The organism is Paracoccus aurantiacus, assembly GCF_007993065.1.
Taxonomy (GTDB): Bacteria; Pseudomonadota; Alphaproteobacteria; order Rhodobacterales; family Rhodobacteraceae; genus Paracoccus; species Paracoccus aurantiacus.
Window position 1 is genome coordinate 36248 of the sequence record NZ_VOPL01000003.1, and the last position, 16490, is coordinate 52737.

The window sequence follows — 16490 nt, forward strand, 5'->3', positions numbered from 1 at the left end:
GCCCGGACGCGCCGGACCCCATAAAACTCAGAACACCGAGCTGAACTCGTCGATATTGCTCGCGTCATAGGTGAAGGGATCGGCCATCGCGGCCTCGGTATTGTCGTCCAGCGTCACCTCGCCCATGCGGCCAATTGCGATGGTGGCACCCGGTTCGGCGGTCGCATCACCCTTCGCCAGATGATAGGCGATCATGGTCGCCGAATAGCCCAGATCAATCGGGTTCCAGATCGCAAAGCTTTGTGATGCGCCCGATTTCACATGGCCCGCCATTTCCGATGGCAGCCCAAGGCCCGTGACATTCACCTGCCCCACCTTGCCCGCATCCGTCACCGCCTGCGCAGCTGCCACGATGCCCACGCTGGTCGGCGCGATGATCGCCTTCAGGTCAGGATAGGACTGCATCAGCCCCTGCGCCTCGCGATAGGACTTGTCGGCCAGATCGTCGCCGTAAACGGTCGCCACGACGTTGATATTCGGATAATCGCCCTTGACCTTGTTCATCTCCTCGATCCAGGTGTTCTGGTTGGTCGAGGTGGTGGTCGCCGACAACACCGCCACATCGCCGCCTTCGGGCAGGTGATCGGCGGCCAGCTTGATGATCGTGTTGCCGATCAGGGGCGCGGATGACGGGTTCAGCTGCATCGCGCGGCCTTCCGGGGCCACGCCCGAATCCCAGCTGATGACGGTGATCCCGCGCTGCATCGCCTTTTTCAGCGTCGGCACCAGCGCGTCGGTGTCATTGGCGCTGATGGCGATGGCATCGACCTTCTGCGCGATCAGGCTGTTGATTACCTCGATCTGGCCTTCCGCGGTGGTGTCGGTCGGGCCGGTATAGATGATCTCGACATCGCCCAGTTCCGCCGCGGCTTCCTCGGCGCCCTTGTTCGCGGCTTCAAAGAAGCCGATGCCAAGCGCCTTGGCGACAAGCGCGATCCGCATCTTCTCGCCGTCCTGCGCATGGGCTGAACCGGCAATCAGCGCAGTCGCCAATGCGGCGGTGGTCAGTGCCTTTTTCAGAATGCTCATCTGTTTCCTCCCCTATGAGCGTTTTGCGCGTCACTCCTCCGCGCGCTTCTTGCGGTCTGCCGCGGCGACCCCGGCCACGATCAGACGAATTTCGGCAGCTTCCAGCATCTGCGCCTCGCGGTCCCCGATCCCGTCATCGGTGATGACGGTGTGGATACGGCTTAACGGGCACAAAAGCAGGCTGGAGCGCTGGCGGAACTTGGAACTGTCGGCCAGCACGATCAGTTCATCCGCCTGCCCGATCAGCTTCTGCTCGGCCTGAACCAGCAGCGGATCGCCTTCCATCAGCCCCAGCGGACCAAGGGCACGGCAGCCCATGAACATGCGCCTGGCATAGAAATGGCTGGACCCATCAGCATCGAAGGGCGACAGGATGATGTTCTGCTCGCGATAGATCGCGCCGGCGGGCAGCAGCACGGTATTCTTCGACTGCTTCAGCAGATGCTCGGCAATCGGGAAGCTGTTGGTGAAGACCTGCATCCGTTTGGTGGCCAGCGGGTGGACCATCTGGAAGGTCGTCGTGCCGCCATTGATGATGATCGCCTCGCCATCCTCGCACAGATCCACCGCCGCCTGCGCAATCGCGCGCTTTTCGGCCACGTTGACGGTCTGGTTCACCGCAAAGGGGCGCGCATTGATGCCCGCGAACAAGGGCGGGGCAATCGCCTCGGCCCCGCCGCGCACCCGGCGCAGCTTCTTCGCCAGATGCAGCGTGCCGATATCGCGGCGCACCGTCGCCTCGGACGCGCCGGTCAGGGCGCACAGATCGGCAACAGTCACGACGGGCTTTTCCTGCACGGCGGACAGAATGATGCGATGGCGCTCGGTTTCCAGCATGGGCTCTCCTCTGGCCGGCAGATTTTCATCTCTTTCGATCACTGTCAATCATTTTCAATCGCAGAAAGTCATTCTGCGCCTGCATAGTGATCGATTATGATTGAAAATGATTGACGATTGGCCGGTTTCGCGTGTAGCGAAGGCTGGAAAGCGGGCCACCGTCCGCAGCTCAGGGAGGCATCAATGACCCAATCCGGCGCCGGGAATCGTCTTGAAAATCTGTGGGATGACGCGAAAGCCGCATCCATGACCGAATCGGAAAAGCTGCTGTACCGGTCGAACCTGCTGGGCTCTGACAAGCGGGTGACGAATTACGGCGGCGGCAACACCTCGGCCAAGGCGATGGAGGTCGATCCTCTGTCCGGCGAGGCGGTCGAGGTGCTGTGGGTCAAGGGCTCGGGCGGGGATATTGGGTCCATGAAGATGGACGGTTTCGCCTCGCTGTACATGGATAAGCTGGAAGCGCTGAAGGGCAAGTATCGCGGGCTGGAACATGAAGACGAGATGGTCGGCTATCTGCCCCATTGCACCTTCGACCTGAACCCGCGCGCCGCCAGTATCGACACGCCGCTGCACGCCTATGTCCCGCGCAAGCATGTCGATCACGTACATTCCGACGCGATCATTGCGATTGCGGCTTCGGTCAACTCGAAGGACCTGACGGCCGAGATCTTCGGCGATGAAATCGGCTGGCTGCCGTGGAAGAAGCCGGGGTTTGAACTGGGCCTGTGGCTGGAGAAATTCGCGAAAGACAACCCCGAGGCCAAGGGCGCCGTGCTGGAAAGCCACGGGCTTTTCACCTGGGGCGATACAGCCGAGGAGTGCTATCAGACGACGCTCGACGTTATCAACAAGGCCGCCGAATGGCTGGAGGACCGGACCGCCGGCAAGCCGGTTTTCGGCGGTGAAAAGCTTCCCACCCTGCCCGCCGAACAACGTCGCGACATTGCCGCAAAGCTGATGCCGGTCATTCGCGGGCTGATTTCCAAGGACCGCCACAAGGTCGGGCATTTCGACGGTCAGCAGGCAGTTCTGGAATTCGTCGGTTCGAACATGCTGGAGGAACTGGCCCCGCTTGGCACGTCCTGCCCGGACCATTTCCTGCGCACCAAGATCCGCCCGCTGGTGGTCGATTTCGATCCCGCCAACCCCGATTTGGACGCCACCATCGCCAGCCTGCCCGACGCGATCGCCGCCTACCGCGACGATTACGCAGCCTATTATGACCGCTGCAAGCATACCGACAGCCCGGCGCTGCGCGACCCCAACGCGGTCGTCTATCTGATCCCCGGCGTCGGCATGATTACCTTTGCGCTGGATAAGGCGACGGCCCGGATCTCGGGCGAATTCTATGTGAACGCAATCAATGTGATGCGCGGCGCGTCCGGCGTGTCAACCTATCAGGGCCTGCCCGAGCAGGAGGCGTTCGATATCGAATACTGGCTGCTGGAAGAAGCGAAGCTGCAGCGTATGCCCAAGCCGAAATCGCTGGCCGGACGCATCGCGCTTGTCACCGGCGGCGCGGGCGGAATTGGTGCCGCCACCGCCGAACGGCTGCTGCGCGAGGGCGCCTGCGTGATGCTGGCCGATATCGACGCGACCGCACTGGAAGAAGTCACCAAGGGCTTCGCCGCCCGCCACGGCAAGGACGCGGTGCGCGGCGTGCAGATGAACGTCACCGACGAAGCGCAGGTCGCCCGCGCCTTTGCTGAAACGGCGGTAGAATTCGGCGGCCTCGACATTCTGGTATCCAATGCCGGGATCGCTTCATCCTCGCCGGTCGAGGAAACGACGCTGGCACTGTGGAACAAGAACATGGACATCCTGTCCACCGGCTATTTCCTTGTCAGCCGCGACGCTTTCCGCATGCTGCGCGCGCAGGACATTGGCGGATCAGTGGTCTTCGTGGCATCGAAGAACGGCCTTGCCGCAAGCCCTAATGCCAGCGCCTATTGCACCGCCAAGGCCGCTGAAATCCACCTTGCCCGCTGTCTGGCGCTGGAAGGGGCCGAAGGCGGCATCCGCGTCAATGTCGTCAACCCCGATGCCGTTCTGCGGGGATCGAAGATCTGGGAAGGTGACTGGCTGGATCAGCGCGCCTCGACCTACAAGACCGACAAGGAGGGGCTGGAGGAGATGTATCGCCAGCGATCCATGCTGAAACGATCCGTGCTGCCTGAAGACATTGCCGAAGGCATTTATTTCTTCGCCAGCGACCTGTCGGCCAAATCGACCGGCAACATCATCAACGTGGACGCCGGCAACGTCCAGGCATTCACGCGGTGACCGCCATGATCGACAAGCACCTGATCGAGGCCGAAAACGTCACGCGCATGGACAATCTTGCCGCCGATTACGACGCGCTTGGCGAAAGGCTGGACCGTCGTGGCATCGACATCGGCGCGCTGACCTGCCGCGCCACGGGCTTCGGTGTCGCCATCCCCAGCTGGGGCACCGGCACCGGCGGCACCCGCTTTGCCCGCTTCCCCGGCGAGGGAGAGCCGAACGGCATCATGGACAAGCTGGACGATTGCGGCGTGATCCATCAGCTGACGGCCGCGACGCCAACGGTCAGCCTGCATATTCCGTGGGACAAGGCCGACCCGGCCGATCTGCTGGCCAAGGCCGAGGAAAAGGGCCTCGGCTTCGACGCGATGAATTCGAACACCTTTCAGGATCACGCGGATCACCCGCTCAGCTATAAATACGGCTCGCTGTCGCATACCGATGCGGCAACCCGTCAGCAGGCGATCGAGCATAATCTGGAATGTATCGAGATCGGCCAGAAGATCGGATCAAAGTCGCTGACCGTCTGGATCGGCGACGGGTCGAACTTTCCGGGCCAGACTTCGATGTACAAGCAGTTCGACCGCTATCTGGAATCGATGAAGGCCGTCTATGCAGGGCTGCCCGATGACTGGCGGATTTTCAGCGAACACAAGATCTATGAACCGGCCTTCTATTCGACTGTGGTGCAGGACTGGGGCACCAGTCTGATGATCGCGCAGGAACTGGGCAACAAGGCGCAATGCCTTGTGGACCTTGGCCACCACGCGCCGAATGTGAACATCGAAATGATCGTCGCCCGCCTGATCCGGGCTGGCAAGCTGGGCGGCTTCCATTTCAACGACAGCAAATATGGCGATGACGATCTGGACAGCGGCACGATTGACCCCTTCCGCCTGTTCCTCGTTTTCAACGAACTGGTCGAACTGGAAGACACGCCGGGCCTTAACCTGTCGCACATGATCGATCAAAGCCATAATGTCACCGACCCCATAGAAAGCCTGATCGTCAGCGCCTGCGAGATTCAGCGCGCCTTCGTGCAGGCCTCGCTGGTGGATCGCGAGGCGCTTGAGGGCTATCGGCAGGACAATGATGCGCTGATGGCGGCAGCCACGCTGCGCGCTGCTTTCCGCACCGATGTGGAACCGATTCTGGGCATGGTCCGCGCGCGTGCTGGCGGTGCGATCGACCCGGTGGCGACCTATCGCGCCTCGGGCTATCGGGCGGCGGTTGCGGCGAAACGACCGAAATCAGCCGGCGGTGGCGGCGGGATCGTCTGATCCGCCGCCGACCGGTCAATGCTGCGGTGATTGTTGGGGAACGTCGCCGGCAGCGACAAGATGCTGCGCATTCCGGGCGTGGCGCTGTGCGAAACGCCGGCCCTGCCGACCCGTCGCCATCTGGCGTGCAGGCTTGAAGCGGTGACAACCAGAGCGGAGCAGCGGGAAGATTGCGAAAACCTCCTCGCGCAGCGCGGGGCCGATACCGCCAAGCGCCTCTGCGCCGGTAAACAGGCTTTCGGCCTCGGCCCCGTTCGCGAAAACGATCTCGTGCGCGGCGAAGAGGATGTGAAAATATTCGACCTCGTGCAGGTCTTCGGCGATCTCGATGCCGTCAATGGCAAGAAGATGCTTTGCTGCCACGAGGATTTCACTGGCTCCGAACATGCGCTGCGCAATCCCGGACCGCCCAAGCATCCTGTGCTGCGGGCTGACCAGCAGATCCGCCGCAGGCAGCCCTGTGCCAAGCGCGCCTGCACGAATGCGGATCGGCCGCAGATGTGGGTCGGCGGCCAGCCGCGCCGCGTTCAGCCGCGCCGACATGATCCACAGGATCGGCTGCGGCCCGTTATCGGCGGTCAGAACCATATCGCCTGCCCGCAGCGTTTCGATCAGCCGTTCGCCGTCGGGCGTGCGGATCAGCGTGCCGCGCGTGAAGCATGGCGGCGTCAGCTTGCCGGGCCGGAACGGATCGAAATGCCCGACACCGCCCTTATAGTTCCCCGCCACGCTTGTCGCGGTGATCGGGTCGAGCGTGATTATGACGGCTTCTTTTGCGGAAGTGATGGACTTTCCGTCCACAGCCATTCCGACCGAAGGCGCAGTCCCGGCGGGACCGGCACCGTCGGGGTCGATGTCCTGCGTGCCGAGGAAGCCGGCATTATTGGGAAACGAATAGCTGCCGTTATAGGCAGACATCGCGGCCCGCGCCTCGTCTGCATCAACCAGACCGTCCATACTTATGATGTGGATATCATAAGCACCCTGTTCCGCAGCACTGAGTGCATTCCATTCGGCCGTGGTCCCGAACCAGACCTCGACCGCTCTCGAAGGACCACCGACAGTCCAGGGCGCGCCGTTGGTCGCGCGACTGACCTCGGTGAGATACCAAGTGACAGTTTCCGCCATGTTTTCCTCCCCGTTTCAGACAGGGTGCGCCATGGCGCGGCACACACTATCGCAGGCTGCGACTGCGACAGCGCCCCATTCGGACGCAGATCGATTTCCGCAGGCCTGACATCGCATCCAAGCGGCGCGATTCACTTTTATTAATTTCTGGTCGTGTGGCGGGAAACTGTATATTTAGACAGAATCCATTGTTCTTTCGGGATAATTTTTGGCAGGACGCGCTTCCTCGGCTGAGCGCTATCGCCGATGTGGCGCGTCTCTGCGTGATAGGCTTAACCGTGATGCGCCACAGGAAAGCGGGCCGGATCGTTGCACCGATCCGGCCCGCCTTCACCGCAGATGCCGGGGGTCTCTGCCCTCCCCGACCGGTCACTCGCTACCACACAACACCCCGCCACACCCGCGGGAAACTCTTCAACTCACCCATCGAAGCCGGGCACCTGAACCGCAGCGGACATGCTGCGCGTCAGGAACTCTCCTCGATATTCGCCAAGATCATGACCTGCCCGATCCGCCCCCTCGCCGGTCACCTGTCCAGCATGGCGCAGCACACTCTTAAATTGTGCATCGCTGCGACCTCGCCGGCATAGGCTCAATAAACAGGCAAACCGTATGGTCTGATTTCGTTGAACTTATTCCATGTAACGCATGCTCACTTTACCGCAGGATGGCCCGCAGACAAAACGCGCAATCCGCGATTCCGATTATCTTTTTCGGCAGGTTTTCGCCCAGTTATCCACAAAACCACCGATTCGCTTGCAATATCATGTGTTCTTCGCGCACCCGGATGATTCGCATAAGCGCGGCGATCCCCCCTCGTCACAAACTTGTCGCAGGAATGCCATGACGCCGTTACAGCGCGCGGCAATTCATCCGCCATTCCCTTCCCAAGCTGGTGAGATGATGCTTCTTCGTTCGACACTAACCTCTGCCCTGTCGCTGACCGTCGCCCTGCCGGCCGTCGCCGATCCTGCCTTCAATCGCATCGCCAGTTTCGCGACGACCGAGAACATGGGCGCGGGCGAGGATCGCAATCGCGAAACCTCGGCCGAGATCATGGCGGTGACCGAAGACGGCAACCGGCTGATCTATTCCGACAGCCCGCTCGGCGCGATCGGGCTGATCGACATCACGGACCCTAAGGCCCCGAAACCCCTGGGCAATATCGCGATGGATGGCGAACCGACGACAACGGTCGTCAAGGGCGACGCAGCGTTCGTGGGCGTCAACACTTCGGCCTCATTCACTGAACCGTCGGGGGTGCTTCGCAGCGTGGATCTGGCCAGTAAGACCGTGACCGCAAGCTGCGATCTGGGCGGCCAGCCCGACAGTGTCGCGATCTCGCCGGCGGGTGACATGATCGCCGTCGCCATCGAAAACGAGCGCGACGAGGATGTGAATGACGGCGCGCTGCCGCAAATGCCTGCGGGATTTGTGGTCCGGCTGCCGCTGAAAGACGGTGCGGTTGATTGCGAGGGACGGCAGATTGTTGAATTGACCGGACTTGCCGATGTCGCGCCCGACGACCCTGAACCAGAGTTTCTGTCCTTCAACGATGCCGGAGAGCTTGCCGTCACCCTGCAAGAGAACAACCACATCGTCGTGATTGGCGCAGATGGTGCGGTCGCCGCGCATTTCAGCGCGGGCAGCGTCGATCTGGACGACATAGATACCGAGGATGACGGCAAGATCGACCCGTCCGCCAGCCTGAACGCCGTGCCGAGAGAGCCTGACGCAATCGCCTGGATCGACGCGGATCACTTCGTGACGGCGAATGAAGGCGACTGGAAGGGCGGCAGCCGGGGCTTCACGATCTGGAACCGCGATGGACGCGTCACCTATGACAGCGGCAACCTGCTTGACCACGAACTCATGCGGATCGGTCACTACCCGGACGCCCGATCCGACAACAAGGGCGGAGAGCCCGAAGCCGTCATCTTCGCTCGCTATGACGATCGTCCGCTGATCTTCGTCGCCTCGGAACGTGGCAGCGTGGTCTTCGTCTTTGATGTCAGCGACCCGGCAAACCCGCAGCTACTGCAGGCCCTTCCCTCTGGTATCGGGCCGGAAGGTCTGGTCGCGATCCCTTCGCGCAGCCTGTTCGCGACCGCGAATGAAACCGATCTGGGCGAGGATGGTGCGGCACGCGCGCATGTGATGCTTTATGAGCTTGGCGATGTCACGCCTGGCTATCCCACGATCACCGCAGCGGACGGCGTGACCGGCTGGGGTGCGCTGTCGGGCCTGACAACCGACCCCGCCTCGGCGACGACGCTTCATGCGGTCAGCGACAGCGCCTATGATGCGGCGCCCGCGATCTATACCATCGACGCCTCGTCCAAGCCGGCGCGCATCACGGCGAAAACCGTTGTAACCCGCGACGGCGCGCCGGCCGCAAAGCTGGATCTGGAAGGCATTGCCAGCGATGGCGAGGGCGGTTTCTGGCTGGCTTCCGAAGGCAATACCGAAAAGGACGTGCCGCATGCCGTTCTTCACACAGATGCATCCGGCGCAATCACGCAGGAATTCGCCCTGCCCGACGCGCTTGCGGCGCAGGAAAAGCGTTTCGGCTTCGAAGGCATCGCGCTGATCGACGGGAAGCTCTGGCTGGCTGTGCAGCGCGAATGGGGCGACGACCCGGTAGGTCAGGCGAAACTTCTGCGGCTTGATCCGGCGACGGGCGAATGGGCAGGCGCCCGCTATCCGCTCGACAGCGGCGAAGGTTGGGTCGGCCTGTCGGAGCTGGCCGCCCATGAGGGCTATCTTTACCTCATCGAACGCGACAACCTGATCGGCGATGCAGCAAAGCTGAAAGCCGTGACCCGCGTGCCGCTGGCGGACCTGTCGCCCGTGCCTCTGGACGGGGAATTGCCCGTGGTGGAAAAAGAGACTGTCCGCGACCTGATCCCGGACCTGAAGGCATGGGGTGGTTACACGCAGGACAAGGTCGAGGGCATGGCCATCGCCGATGACGGCACTGTCTGGATGGTCACCGACAATGACGGCGTCGATGACGCCTCGGGCGAGACGCTTTTCTGGTCCTTCAGGCTGGACTGACCTTCATCCGCTGCCCCGTCGGGATGCAGAAACAGGCCCCGCGTCGCGCGGGGCCTGTGGCGTATTTCCCCGGGCTCTCAGACCAGCCAGCCCATCGCGATCAGGAAAGCCCCGAACGGCGCGGCGATCAGGATGCTCAGCGCGGTGCGGATATACCATGTCGCCAACAATTCGCTGAAGCTGAGCGGAATGGACGTCGCCATCACGCAGGGGATCGACGCGGACAGGAAAAGCACCTGACTGACCGACACGACGCCCGCGACATAGCGCGTCGCAAGCTCGGCCTCCTTCAGCAGGATCGCCGGAAGAAACATCTCGGCCAGCCCCGATGACAGGGCCTTCGCAGCATCCATCGGCGCAGCCAGCCCGCCCAGCCAAGTGAACGGATAAAGCGTCAGTCCAAGCCAGTCGAAGATGGGCGTGTATTTTGCCGCGATCAGTCCAAGCAGACCGACCGACATGATGCTGGGCAGGATCAGCGACGCCATGCGCAGCCCGTCGATCAGCGTCGCTTTCAGCAGCGACAAAAGCGGGGGCGCGTTCCGTGCCTGCTCCATCCCGGCTGCAACCGCCGCCGCAAAGCGCCCGGTACCGGCCGGAAGCGCCTCGTCCTCGCTGGTATCAGAAGCCTTGCCAGTCAGGGGCCAGAGGCGAGCGGTCATCGCCGTGACAATGAATGTGATGACCAGCGTGGACCAGAAATACAGGTTCCAGCTTCCCATCAGGTTCAGCGTCTTTGCGACGATGACCATGAATGTCGCCGACACCGTCGAAAAGCCCGTCGCGATGATCGCAGCTTCGCGCGCGCTGTATTTGCCTTTTTTATAGACCCGGTCGGTTATCAGCAGCGCAAGCGAATAGCTGCCCACGAAAGACGCGACCGCATCTATTGCTGACCAGCCGGGCGTGCGCCAGATCGGGCGCATCACGGGATTGACCAGCACCCCGGTCATTTCAAGAAGCCCATAGCCGACCAGAAATGCCAGCGCCAGCGCCCCGAGCGGAACGATCAGGCCGACCGAGAGGACAAGCTTGTCAAACAGGAAGGGCAGCATATCGGGGGCAAAAATCGCCGCAGGCCCGATCCCGAGAAGATAGGCCAGCGTCAGAACCAGACCGAGAACCCGTAGCACGGAAAATATCGTCGCCGTCAGATTCCGGTTCCAGTCGCCGCGGATAAAGGGCGCGACGGCACCCCACGCGATCAGCGCACAGACAAAAGTCACCGCGAGCGGCCGCATATTCGCCGCAATCGCAGATGCCGCGTGATCCAGCAGGATCGTCGAGCGTCCGCCAATGGTCACCGGAACGAAAAAGAAGATGATGCCGATGCCGCTATAGGCAATCAGCCGGATCAGCGGACCCATACCCTTCTCGGGATGCCGCGCGGTTGTTTCGGTCACTGTTTCTCCTCCTGTTATTGATAATCTGGCGTCGGCGCTAGATCAGCAGCCGCCGGGCGATCAGCGCCGCCACACGCGCGCTCAGCCCGGCCGTATCGCGGGGCGGCGACAGCTCGACCATATCCGCCAGCCGGACCTTGCCCGACGCAAGCGCGCGGTCGATCAGCGCCTCGACCACATGCAGGGGCACGCCACGCGCGGCGGGCGCGCTGACGCCGGGCGCGACGGATGCCGGCAGCACGTCGAGATCGACGGTCAGATAAAGCGCATCGTTCCGCGCCGCGATGGCGTCGATCGCGGCAAAGCCCGCTTCGGCTGACACCTGCAACTCGCGGTCCGCGATCATATCGACGCCCCAATCCTGCGCGCGGGCAGTCAGCGCCTGCGTATTGCCCTCGGGCGCAAGGCCAAGCACGGCGTAATCGAAGCCATGGGGGTCGTCCTGATGGATCTGGAAGAACGGCGTGCCGGATGAAGCGCCGGCGGCGCCAAGGGCGCGGATATCCAGATGGGCGTCGATATTGACGATGCCGATCTTCGCCTCGGGCAGCGCGCGGCGCAGGCCCTGCCAGCTTCCGAAGGCCGTTTCATGCCCACCGCCCAGCACCACGACACGGCGATAGTCGCCGATCAGTGCGGCAAGTTCCGCGGCAAGAACGTCCTGACCGGGACCGGGGTCGTCACCCGTCACCGCAATATCGCCGGCATCGCGGAACCCGTCGAAGCCCGCAGGCGCGGCAAGACCCGCCAGCGCCGCGCGGATCGCGCCCGGCGCTTCTGCGGCGCCGGGATTGCCCTTGTTGCGCACCACGCCCGCATCGCAGCAGAACCCGATCAGCGCTGCACCTGCCCCGGCCTTCCCGGCAAGGTGATGCATCCTCAGCGCAAGCGCCCCATCCTCCGGGTCGCTGCGCCCTGTCCAGACGGGCGGGGGCAGTGTCTGAACCGGCATCAGCCCAGAATGCCCGGCAGGTTCAGCTGATGCTCGCGCGCGCAATCCAGCGCGATGTCATAGCCCGCATCTGCATGACGCCACACACCCGAGGCCGGGTCGTTCCACAACACACGCTCCAGCCGCCTGGCCGCTTCGGGCGTGCCGTCGGCGCAGATCACCACGCCGGAATGCTGCGAAAAGCCCATCCCGACGCCGCCGCCATGGTGCAGCGACACCCAGGTCGCACCGGATGCCGTGTTCACCAGCGCGTTCAGCAGCGGCCAGTCGGACACCGCGTCCGAGCCGTCCTTCATCGCCTCTGTCTCGCGGTTGGGCGAGGCGACGGAACCACTGTCGAGGTGGTCGCGACCGATCACGACCGGCGCCTTCAGCTCGCCCGAGGCGACCATTTCGTTGAACTTCAGACCGGCGCGGTGACGATCGCCAAGCCCGATCCAGCAGATACGGGCTGGAAGGCCCTGAAACGCGATACGCTCGCGCGCCATATCCAGCCAGCGGTGAAGATGCTCGTTTTCCGGGAACAGTTCCTTCATCGCCTGATCGGTCTTGTAAATATCCTCGGGGTCGCCCGACAGGGCCGCCCAACGAAAAGGACCGATACCCTTGCAAAACAGCGGGCGGATATAGGCCGGCACGAAGCCCGGAAAGGCGAAGGCATTCTGCAGACCCTCCTCCTTCGCGACCTGCCGGATGTTGTTGCCATAATCGAGCGTCGGCACCCCCTCGTTCCAGAACCCGACCATTGCTTCGACATGATCGCGCATGCTGGCCCGCGCGGCCTTTTCGACGGCTTTCGGATCGCTCTCCTGCTTCGCGCGCCATTCGGCGACGCTCCAGCCTTTCGGCAGATAGCCGTGGATCGGATCATGCGCCGAGGTCTGATCGGTGACGATGTCGGGGCGGCCATTGGGCAGTGCTTCGCCCGCCTTCATGCGGCGCAGGATTTCGGGGAATATCTCGGCGGCATTGCCGATCAGCGCCACCGACTTCGCCTCTCCGGCCTTCGTCCAGCGGTCGATCATCGCCAGCGCCTCGTCCAGCGAATGCGCCTTCTCGTCGCAATAGCGGGTGCGGATGCGGAAATCGGCGCGGGTTTCGTCGCATTCGACGGCCAGACAGCATGCCCCGGCCATGACAGCGGCCAGGGGCTGCGCCCCGCCCATGCCGCCCAGCCCGCCGGTCAGAATCCAGCGGCCCTGCAGGTTGCCATCGTAATGCTGCCGCCCGGCTTCGGCGAAGGTTTCATAGGTGCCCTGCACGATGCCCTGTGTGCCGATATAGATCCACGAGCCGGCGGTCATCTGGCCATACATGGCCAGTCCCTTCTTATCGAGCTCGTTGAAATGGTCCCAGTTCGCCCAATGCGGCACCAGATTGGAATTCGCGATCAGCACGCGCGGCGCGTCGGCATGTGTCCTGACCACCGCGACAGGCTTGCCCGATTGCACCACAAGCGTTTCATCCGCTTCCAGTTTCTTCAGGCTTTCGACGATCATATCGAAATCGCGCCAGGTCCGCGCCGCCCGGCCGATACCACCATAAACGACCAGCTCATGCGGGTTTTCGGCGACATCCGGGTGCAGGTTGTTCATCAGCATCCGCAGCGGCGCTTCGGTCAGCCAGCTTTTCGCATTCAGCGTGGTGCCGGTCGGCGGGAAGATGTCGCGGGCATTGTGGCGGGGATCGGCATTCATGAGCGTTCTCCTTGGAATGGGGGTGACGTGCAGATCAAAGCGGCAGGGCAACGCCCGCCGCATCGGCAAGCGTCCCGGTGTCGATCAGCGACCCGGCCGCGGCGAGATCGGGCGCGAGATAGCGGTCGTCGCCCATTGTCGCCACCTCCGCGCGGATCGCATTCATCGCAGCGGACAGCGGCGCAGAGGTCGTCAGCGGCGCGCGGAATTCGATGCCCTGCGCGGCGCATATCGCCTCGACCCCGACGATCACGGCAAGGTTGCGGGTCATCAGGCCAACCCGGCGCGCACCATGCGCCGCCATGCTGACATGATCCTCCTGATTGGCGGATGTCGGGGTGGAATCGACCGAACAGGGCGCGGCGAGATGTTTGTTCTCGCTCATCAATGCGGCAGTCGTGACCTCGGCGATCATCAATCCGCTGTTCAATCCGGGCTGAGGGGTCAGGAAAGGCGGCAGGCCGAAATTCATCGCAGGATCGACCATCAGCGCGACGCGGCGTTGCGAAATGGCGCCGATCTCGGCCACGGCAAGCGCGATCTGATCGGCGGCGAATGCCACCGGCTCGGCATGAAAATTGCCGCCCGATACGATCTGGCCGTCCGACAGCACCAGCGGATTGTCGGTCACGGCATTCGCCTCGGTCAGCAGGGTGTTCGCGGCAAAGCGCAAAAGATCCATCGCCGCGCCCGTGACCTGCGGCTGGCAGCGGATGCAATAGGGGTCCTGCACGCGCAGATCGTCGTCGCGATGGCTTTCGCGGATTTCACTGCCCTCAAGAAGATCGCGCGTGATCGCGGCGACCTCGATCTGGCCGGGCTGGCCGCGGAGGCTGTGGATCTCGGGGTGAAACGGCGCGGTCGAACCCATGATCGCGTCCGTCGACATCGCGCTTGTCACCAGCGCCGACCGCAGGCAGGCCCAGGCCCGGAACAGACCGATCAGCGCCAGCGCGGCGGAAAACTGGGTGCCGTTTATCAGCGCCAGCCCTTCCTTCGCGCCCAGCACAACCGGCGAAAGGCCCGCGCGGCGAAGGGCCTCTGCGCCCGGCAGGCGCTCGCCCTGAAAGAAAGCCTCGCCCTCGCCCAGCATGACCGCCGCCATATGCGCCAGCGGCGCCAGATCGCCCGACGCCCCGACGCTGCCCTGCTCGGGCACCATCGGCAGCACGCCGTGTTCCAGCATCGCCTCGATCAGCGCGACGATTTCGATGCGCACGCCCGATGCACCACGCCCGAGGCTCATCAGTTTCAGTGCCATCATCAGCCGGACAGCATCGCCATCCATCGGCTGGCCCACGCCGCAGCAATGCGACAGGATCAGGTTGCGCTGCAGTGTCGCAGTATCGGCGGGCGCGATGCGGACCGAGGCAAGCTTGCCGAAGCCGGTATTGACGCCGTAAACCGCCGCATCGCCCGCCGAGGCCGCTGCAATCCGTTCGGCCGACGCGATGATGCCCGCGCGGGCGGCATCGTCCAGCCTGATCGGCGAGGCACCGCGCCAGATCTGTGCCAGTTCGTTCAGCGTGACTTTTCCCGGTGTCAGGATCAGCATGGCTCACCTTCCAGATAGCGTTGATGAAGCGGGTTGAAGCCGATCCGGTAGGACAGCTCTGCCGGGTGGCCGATATCCCAGACCGCGAGATCGGCGCGCATTCCGGGCGCAAGAACGCCCGTGTCGCGCAGTCCAAGCGCTTGGGCGGCATTCGCCGTCACCCCGCGAAGGCATTCCTGCGGGGTCATCCGAAACAGTGTCGCGCCCATATTCATCGCCAGCAGAAGCGAGGTCATGGGCGCCGTGCCGGGATTGCAGTCGGTGGCAAGCGCCATTGCGCATCCTGCGTCGCGGAAAGCGTCAACGGGCGGCAACTGCGTTTCGCGCAGGGTATAGAAGGCCCCCGGCAGCAACACCGCGACCGTGCCCGCAGCAGCCATCGCCGCCGCATCCGCCGCATCGGCATACTCGACATGATCCGCCGACAACCCGCCGCGCGACGCGACAAGCGATGCGCCGCCCTGATGCGAAAGCTGTTCGGCGTGCAGCTTGACCGGCAACCCGAGTTCGCTTGCAGCATCGAATACCCGCGCCATCTGGGTCGCCGAAAAAGCGATGTTCTCGCAGAACCCGTCCACTGCATCGACAAGCCCGGCCGCATGCGCGGCGCGAAGGCCGGGAATGACGATCTCGTCCAGATAGGCCTCGTCGCGGCCCTTGTATTCCGGCGGCACAGCGTGGGCGGCCAGCCAAGTCGTGACGATCCTGACAGGCCGGTGCTGCCCCAGCTTGCGCGCCGCACGCAGCATCTTCAGTTCATCGTCAACGGTCAGGCCATAACCGGACTTTATCTCGACCGTGCCGACACCTTCGGCCAGAAGCGCATCCAGGCGCGGCAGGGCGCTGGCGACCAGGTCGTCTTCGGAAGCGGCGCGCGTCGCGGTGACGCTGGACAGGATACCGCCGCCGGCGCGGGCGATTTCCTCGTATGAGGCTCCGTTCAGTCGCATCTCGAACTCGACAGCGCGGTCGCCGCCAAAGACGATGTGAGTGTGACAGTCGATGAGGGCGGGCGTAACGATCCGCCCTGCCAGATCGACGCGCTCCGCATCGGCGAAGCCCTGCGGCTCCGCCCCGATCGCCACGATGCGGCCGTCCTCGATCGCGATGCAGCCCGTCCGGGCATCATAACCCGCGTCGCCGGGCGCGCAGGTCACCAGCCGTGCATCTGTCAGAATCTTGCGAATCATCCGGGTCCCCTCCTGTTTCTATGTCTAGTCATAATGACGCTTTATGTCTAGACATTAATCATGGCATTGTCACGGC

11 protein-coding genes are annotated in these 16490 nt (G+C 63.3%); 3 read left to right on the forward strand and 8 right to left on the reverse strand.

Features of this window, described 5'->3' with window-relative positions:
• Window positions 1-27 precede the first annotated feature (27 nt).
• Entirely contained in the window at window positions 28-1029 is a 1002-nt protein-coding gene (rhaS, locus tag FQV27_RS08470) for a rhamnose ABC transporter substrate-binding protein (protein ID WP_147097507.1), read from the reverse strand.
• Between the two features lie 30 nt (window positions 1030-1059).
• Window positions 1060-1866: a DeoR/GlpR family DNA-binding transcription regulator gene (locus tag FQV27_RS08475; protein WP_147098119.1), complete on the reverse strand. Its 807-nt coding sequence runs from the start codon at window positions 1864-1866 to the stop codon at window positions 1060-1062.
• A gap of 183 nt (window positions 1867-2049) precedes the next feature.
• Between FQV27_RS08475 and FQV27_RS08480 the strand changes: the two genes are divergently transcribed.
• The gene (locus FQV27_RS08480; protein ID WP_147097509.1) at window positions 2050-4152 is read left to right on the forward strand and encodes a bifunctional rhamnulose-1-phosphate aldolase/short-chain dehydrogenase; all 2103 of its coding nucleotides are present in this window, start codon (window positions 2050-2052) and stop codon (window positions 4150-4152) included.
• A gap of 5 nt (window positions 4153-4157) precedes the next feature.
• Window positions 4158-5432: an L-rhamnose catabolism isomerase gene (rhaI, locus tag FQV27_RS08485; protein WP_147097511.1), complete on the forward strand. Its 1275-nt coding sequence runs from the start codon at window positions 4158-4160 to the stop codon at window positions 5430-5432.
• A 15-nt stretch (window positions 5433-5447) separates the two neighbouring features.
• Here rhaI and FQV27_RS08490 read toward each other — a convergent pair whose 3' ends face one another.
• On the reverse strand, window positions 5448-6560 hold the full coding sequence (locus tag FQV27_RS08490) for a Hint domain-containing protein (protein WP_147097513.1): 1113 nt from the start codon (window positions 6558-6560) through the stop codon (window positions 5448-5450).
• 900 nt (window positions 6561-7460) lie between these two features.
• On the opposite strand from FQV27_RS08490, the gene FQV27_RS08495 reads away from it, so the two are divergent.
• Window positions 7461-9617 (forward strand): esterase-like activity of phytase family protein, encoded by a 2157-nt coding sequence (locus FQV27_RS08495; RefSeq protein WP_147097515.1) that lies wholly within the window; start codon window positions 7461-7463, stop codon window positions 9615-9617.
• A 77-nt stretch (window positions 9618-9694) separates the two neighbouring features.
• Here FQV27_RS08495 and FQV27_RS08500 read toward each other — a convergent pair whose 3' ends face one another.
• The 5 genes from FQV27_RS08500 to hutI are packed head-to-tail and all read right to left on the reverse strand — an operon-like array spanning window position 9695 to window position 16414.
• On the reverse strand, window positions 9695-11020 hold the full coding sequence (locus FQV27_RS08500; RefSeq protein ID WP_222611679.1) for a YjiH family protein: 1326 nt from the start codon (window positions 11018-11020) through the stop codon (window positions 9695-9697).
• 37 nt (window positions 11021-11057) lie between these two features.
• A complete protein-coding gene (gene hutG / locus FQV27_RS08505; protein WP_147097517.1) occupies window positions 11058-11972 on the reverse strand; it encodes a formimidoylglutamase in 915 nt (304 codons plus the stop codon).
• Window positions 11972-13669 carry a urocanate hydratase gene (gene hutU, locus FQV27_RS08510; RefSeq protein ID WP_147097519.1) on the reverse strand — a complete coding sequence of 566 codons (1698 nt, stop codon included), beginning with the start codon at window positions 13667-13669 and terminating at the stop codon, window positions 11972-11974. The genes hutG and hutU overlap by 1 nt, the downstream gene beginning before the upstream one ends.
• Before the next feature lie 34 nt (window positions 13670-13703).
• Window positions 13704-15224 carry a histidine ammonia-lyase gene (hutH, locus tag FQV27_RS08515; protein ID WP_147097521.1) on the reverse strand — a complete coding sequence of 507 codons (1521 nt, stop codon included), beginning with the start codon at window positions 15222-15224 and terminating at the stop codon, window positions 13704-13706.
• Complete coding sequence (gene hutI / locus FQV27_RS08520; protein ID WP_147097523.1) at window positions 15218-16414, reverse strand: imidazolonepropionase; 1197 nt, start codon at window positions 16412-16414, stop codon at window positions 15218-15220. Before hutI ends, hutH begins: the two co-directional genes overlap by 7 nt.
• Window positions 16415-16490: the final 76 nt, after the last annotated feature.

Bases quoted from the DNA above. Each gene is read 5' to 3' on its own strand.
- rhaS (WP_147097507.1), bottom strand. From the start codon at position 1,029: ATGAGCATTCTGAAAAAGGCACTGACCACCGCCGCATTGGCGACTGCG.
- FQV27_RS08475 (WP_147098119.1), bottom strand. From the start codon at position 1,866: ATGCTGGAAACCGAGCGCCATCGCATCATTCTGTCCGCCGTGCAGGAA.
- FQV27_RS08480 (WP_147097509.1), top strand. From the start codon at position 2,050: ATGACCCAATCCGGCGCCGGGAATCGTCTTGAAAATCTGTGGGATGAC.
- rhaI (WP_147097511.1), top strand. From the start codon at position 4,158: ATGATCGACAAGCACCTGATCGAGGCCGAAAACGTCACGCGCATGGAC.
- FQV27_RS08490 (WP_147097513.1), bottom strand. From the start codon at position 6,560: ATGGCGGAAACTGTCACTTGGTATCTCACCGAGGTCAGTCGCGCGACC.
- FQV27_RS08495 (WP_147097515.1), top strand. From the start codon at position 7,461: ATGATGCTTCTTCGTTCGACACTAACCTCTGCCCTGTCGCTGACCGTC.
- hutG (WP_147097517.1), bottom strand. From the start codon at position 11,972: ATGCCGGTTCAGACACTGCCCCCGCCCGTCTGGACAGGGCGCAGCGAC.
- hutU (WP_147097519.1), bottom strand. From the start codon at position 13,669: ATGAATGCCGATCCCCGCCACAATGCCCGCGACATCTTCCCGCCGACC.
- hutH (WP_147097521.1), bottom strand. From the start codon at position 15,224: ATGCTGATCCTGACACCGGGAAAAGTCACGCTGAACGAACTGGCACAG.
- hutI (WP_147097523.1), bottom strand. From the start codon at position 16,414: ATGATTCGCAAGATTCTGACAGATGCACGGCTGGTGACCTGCGCGCCC.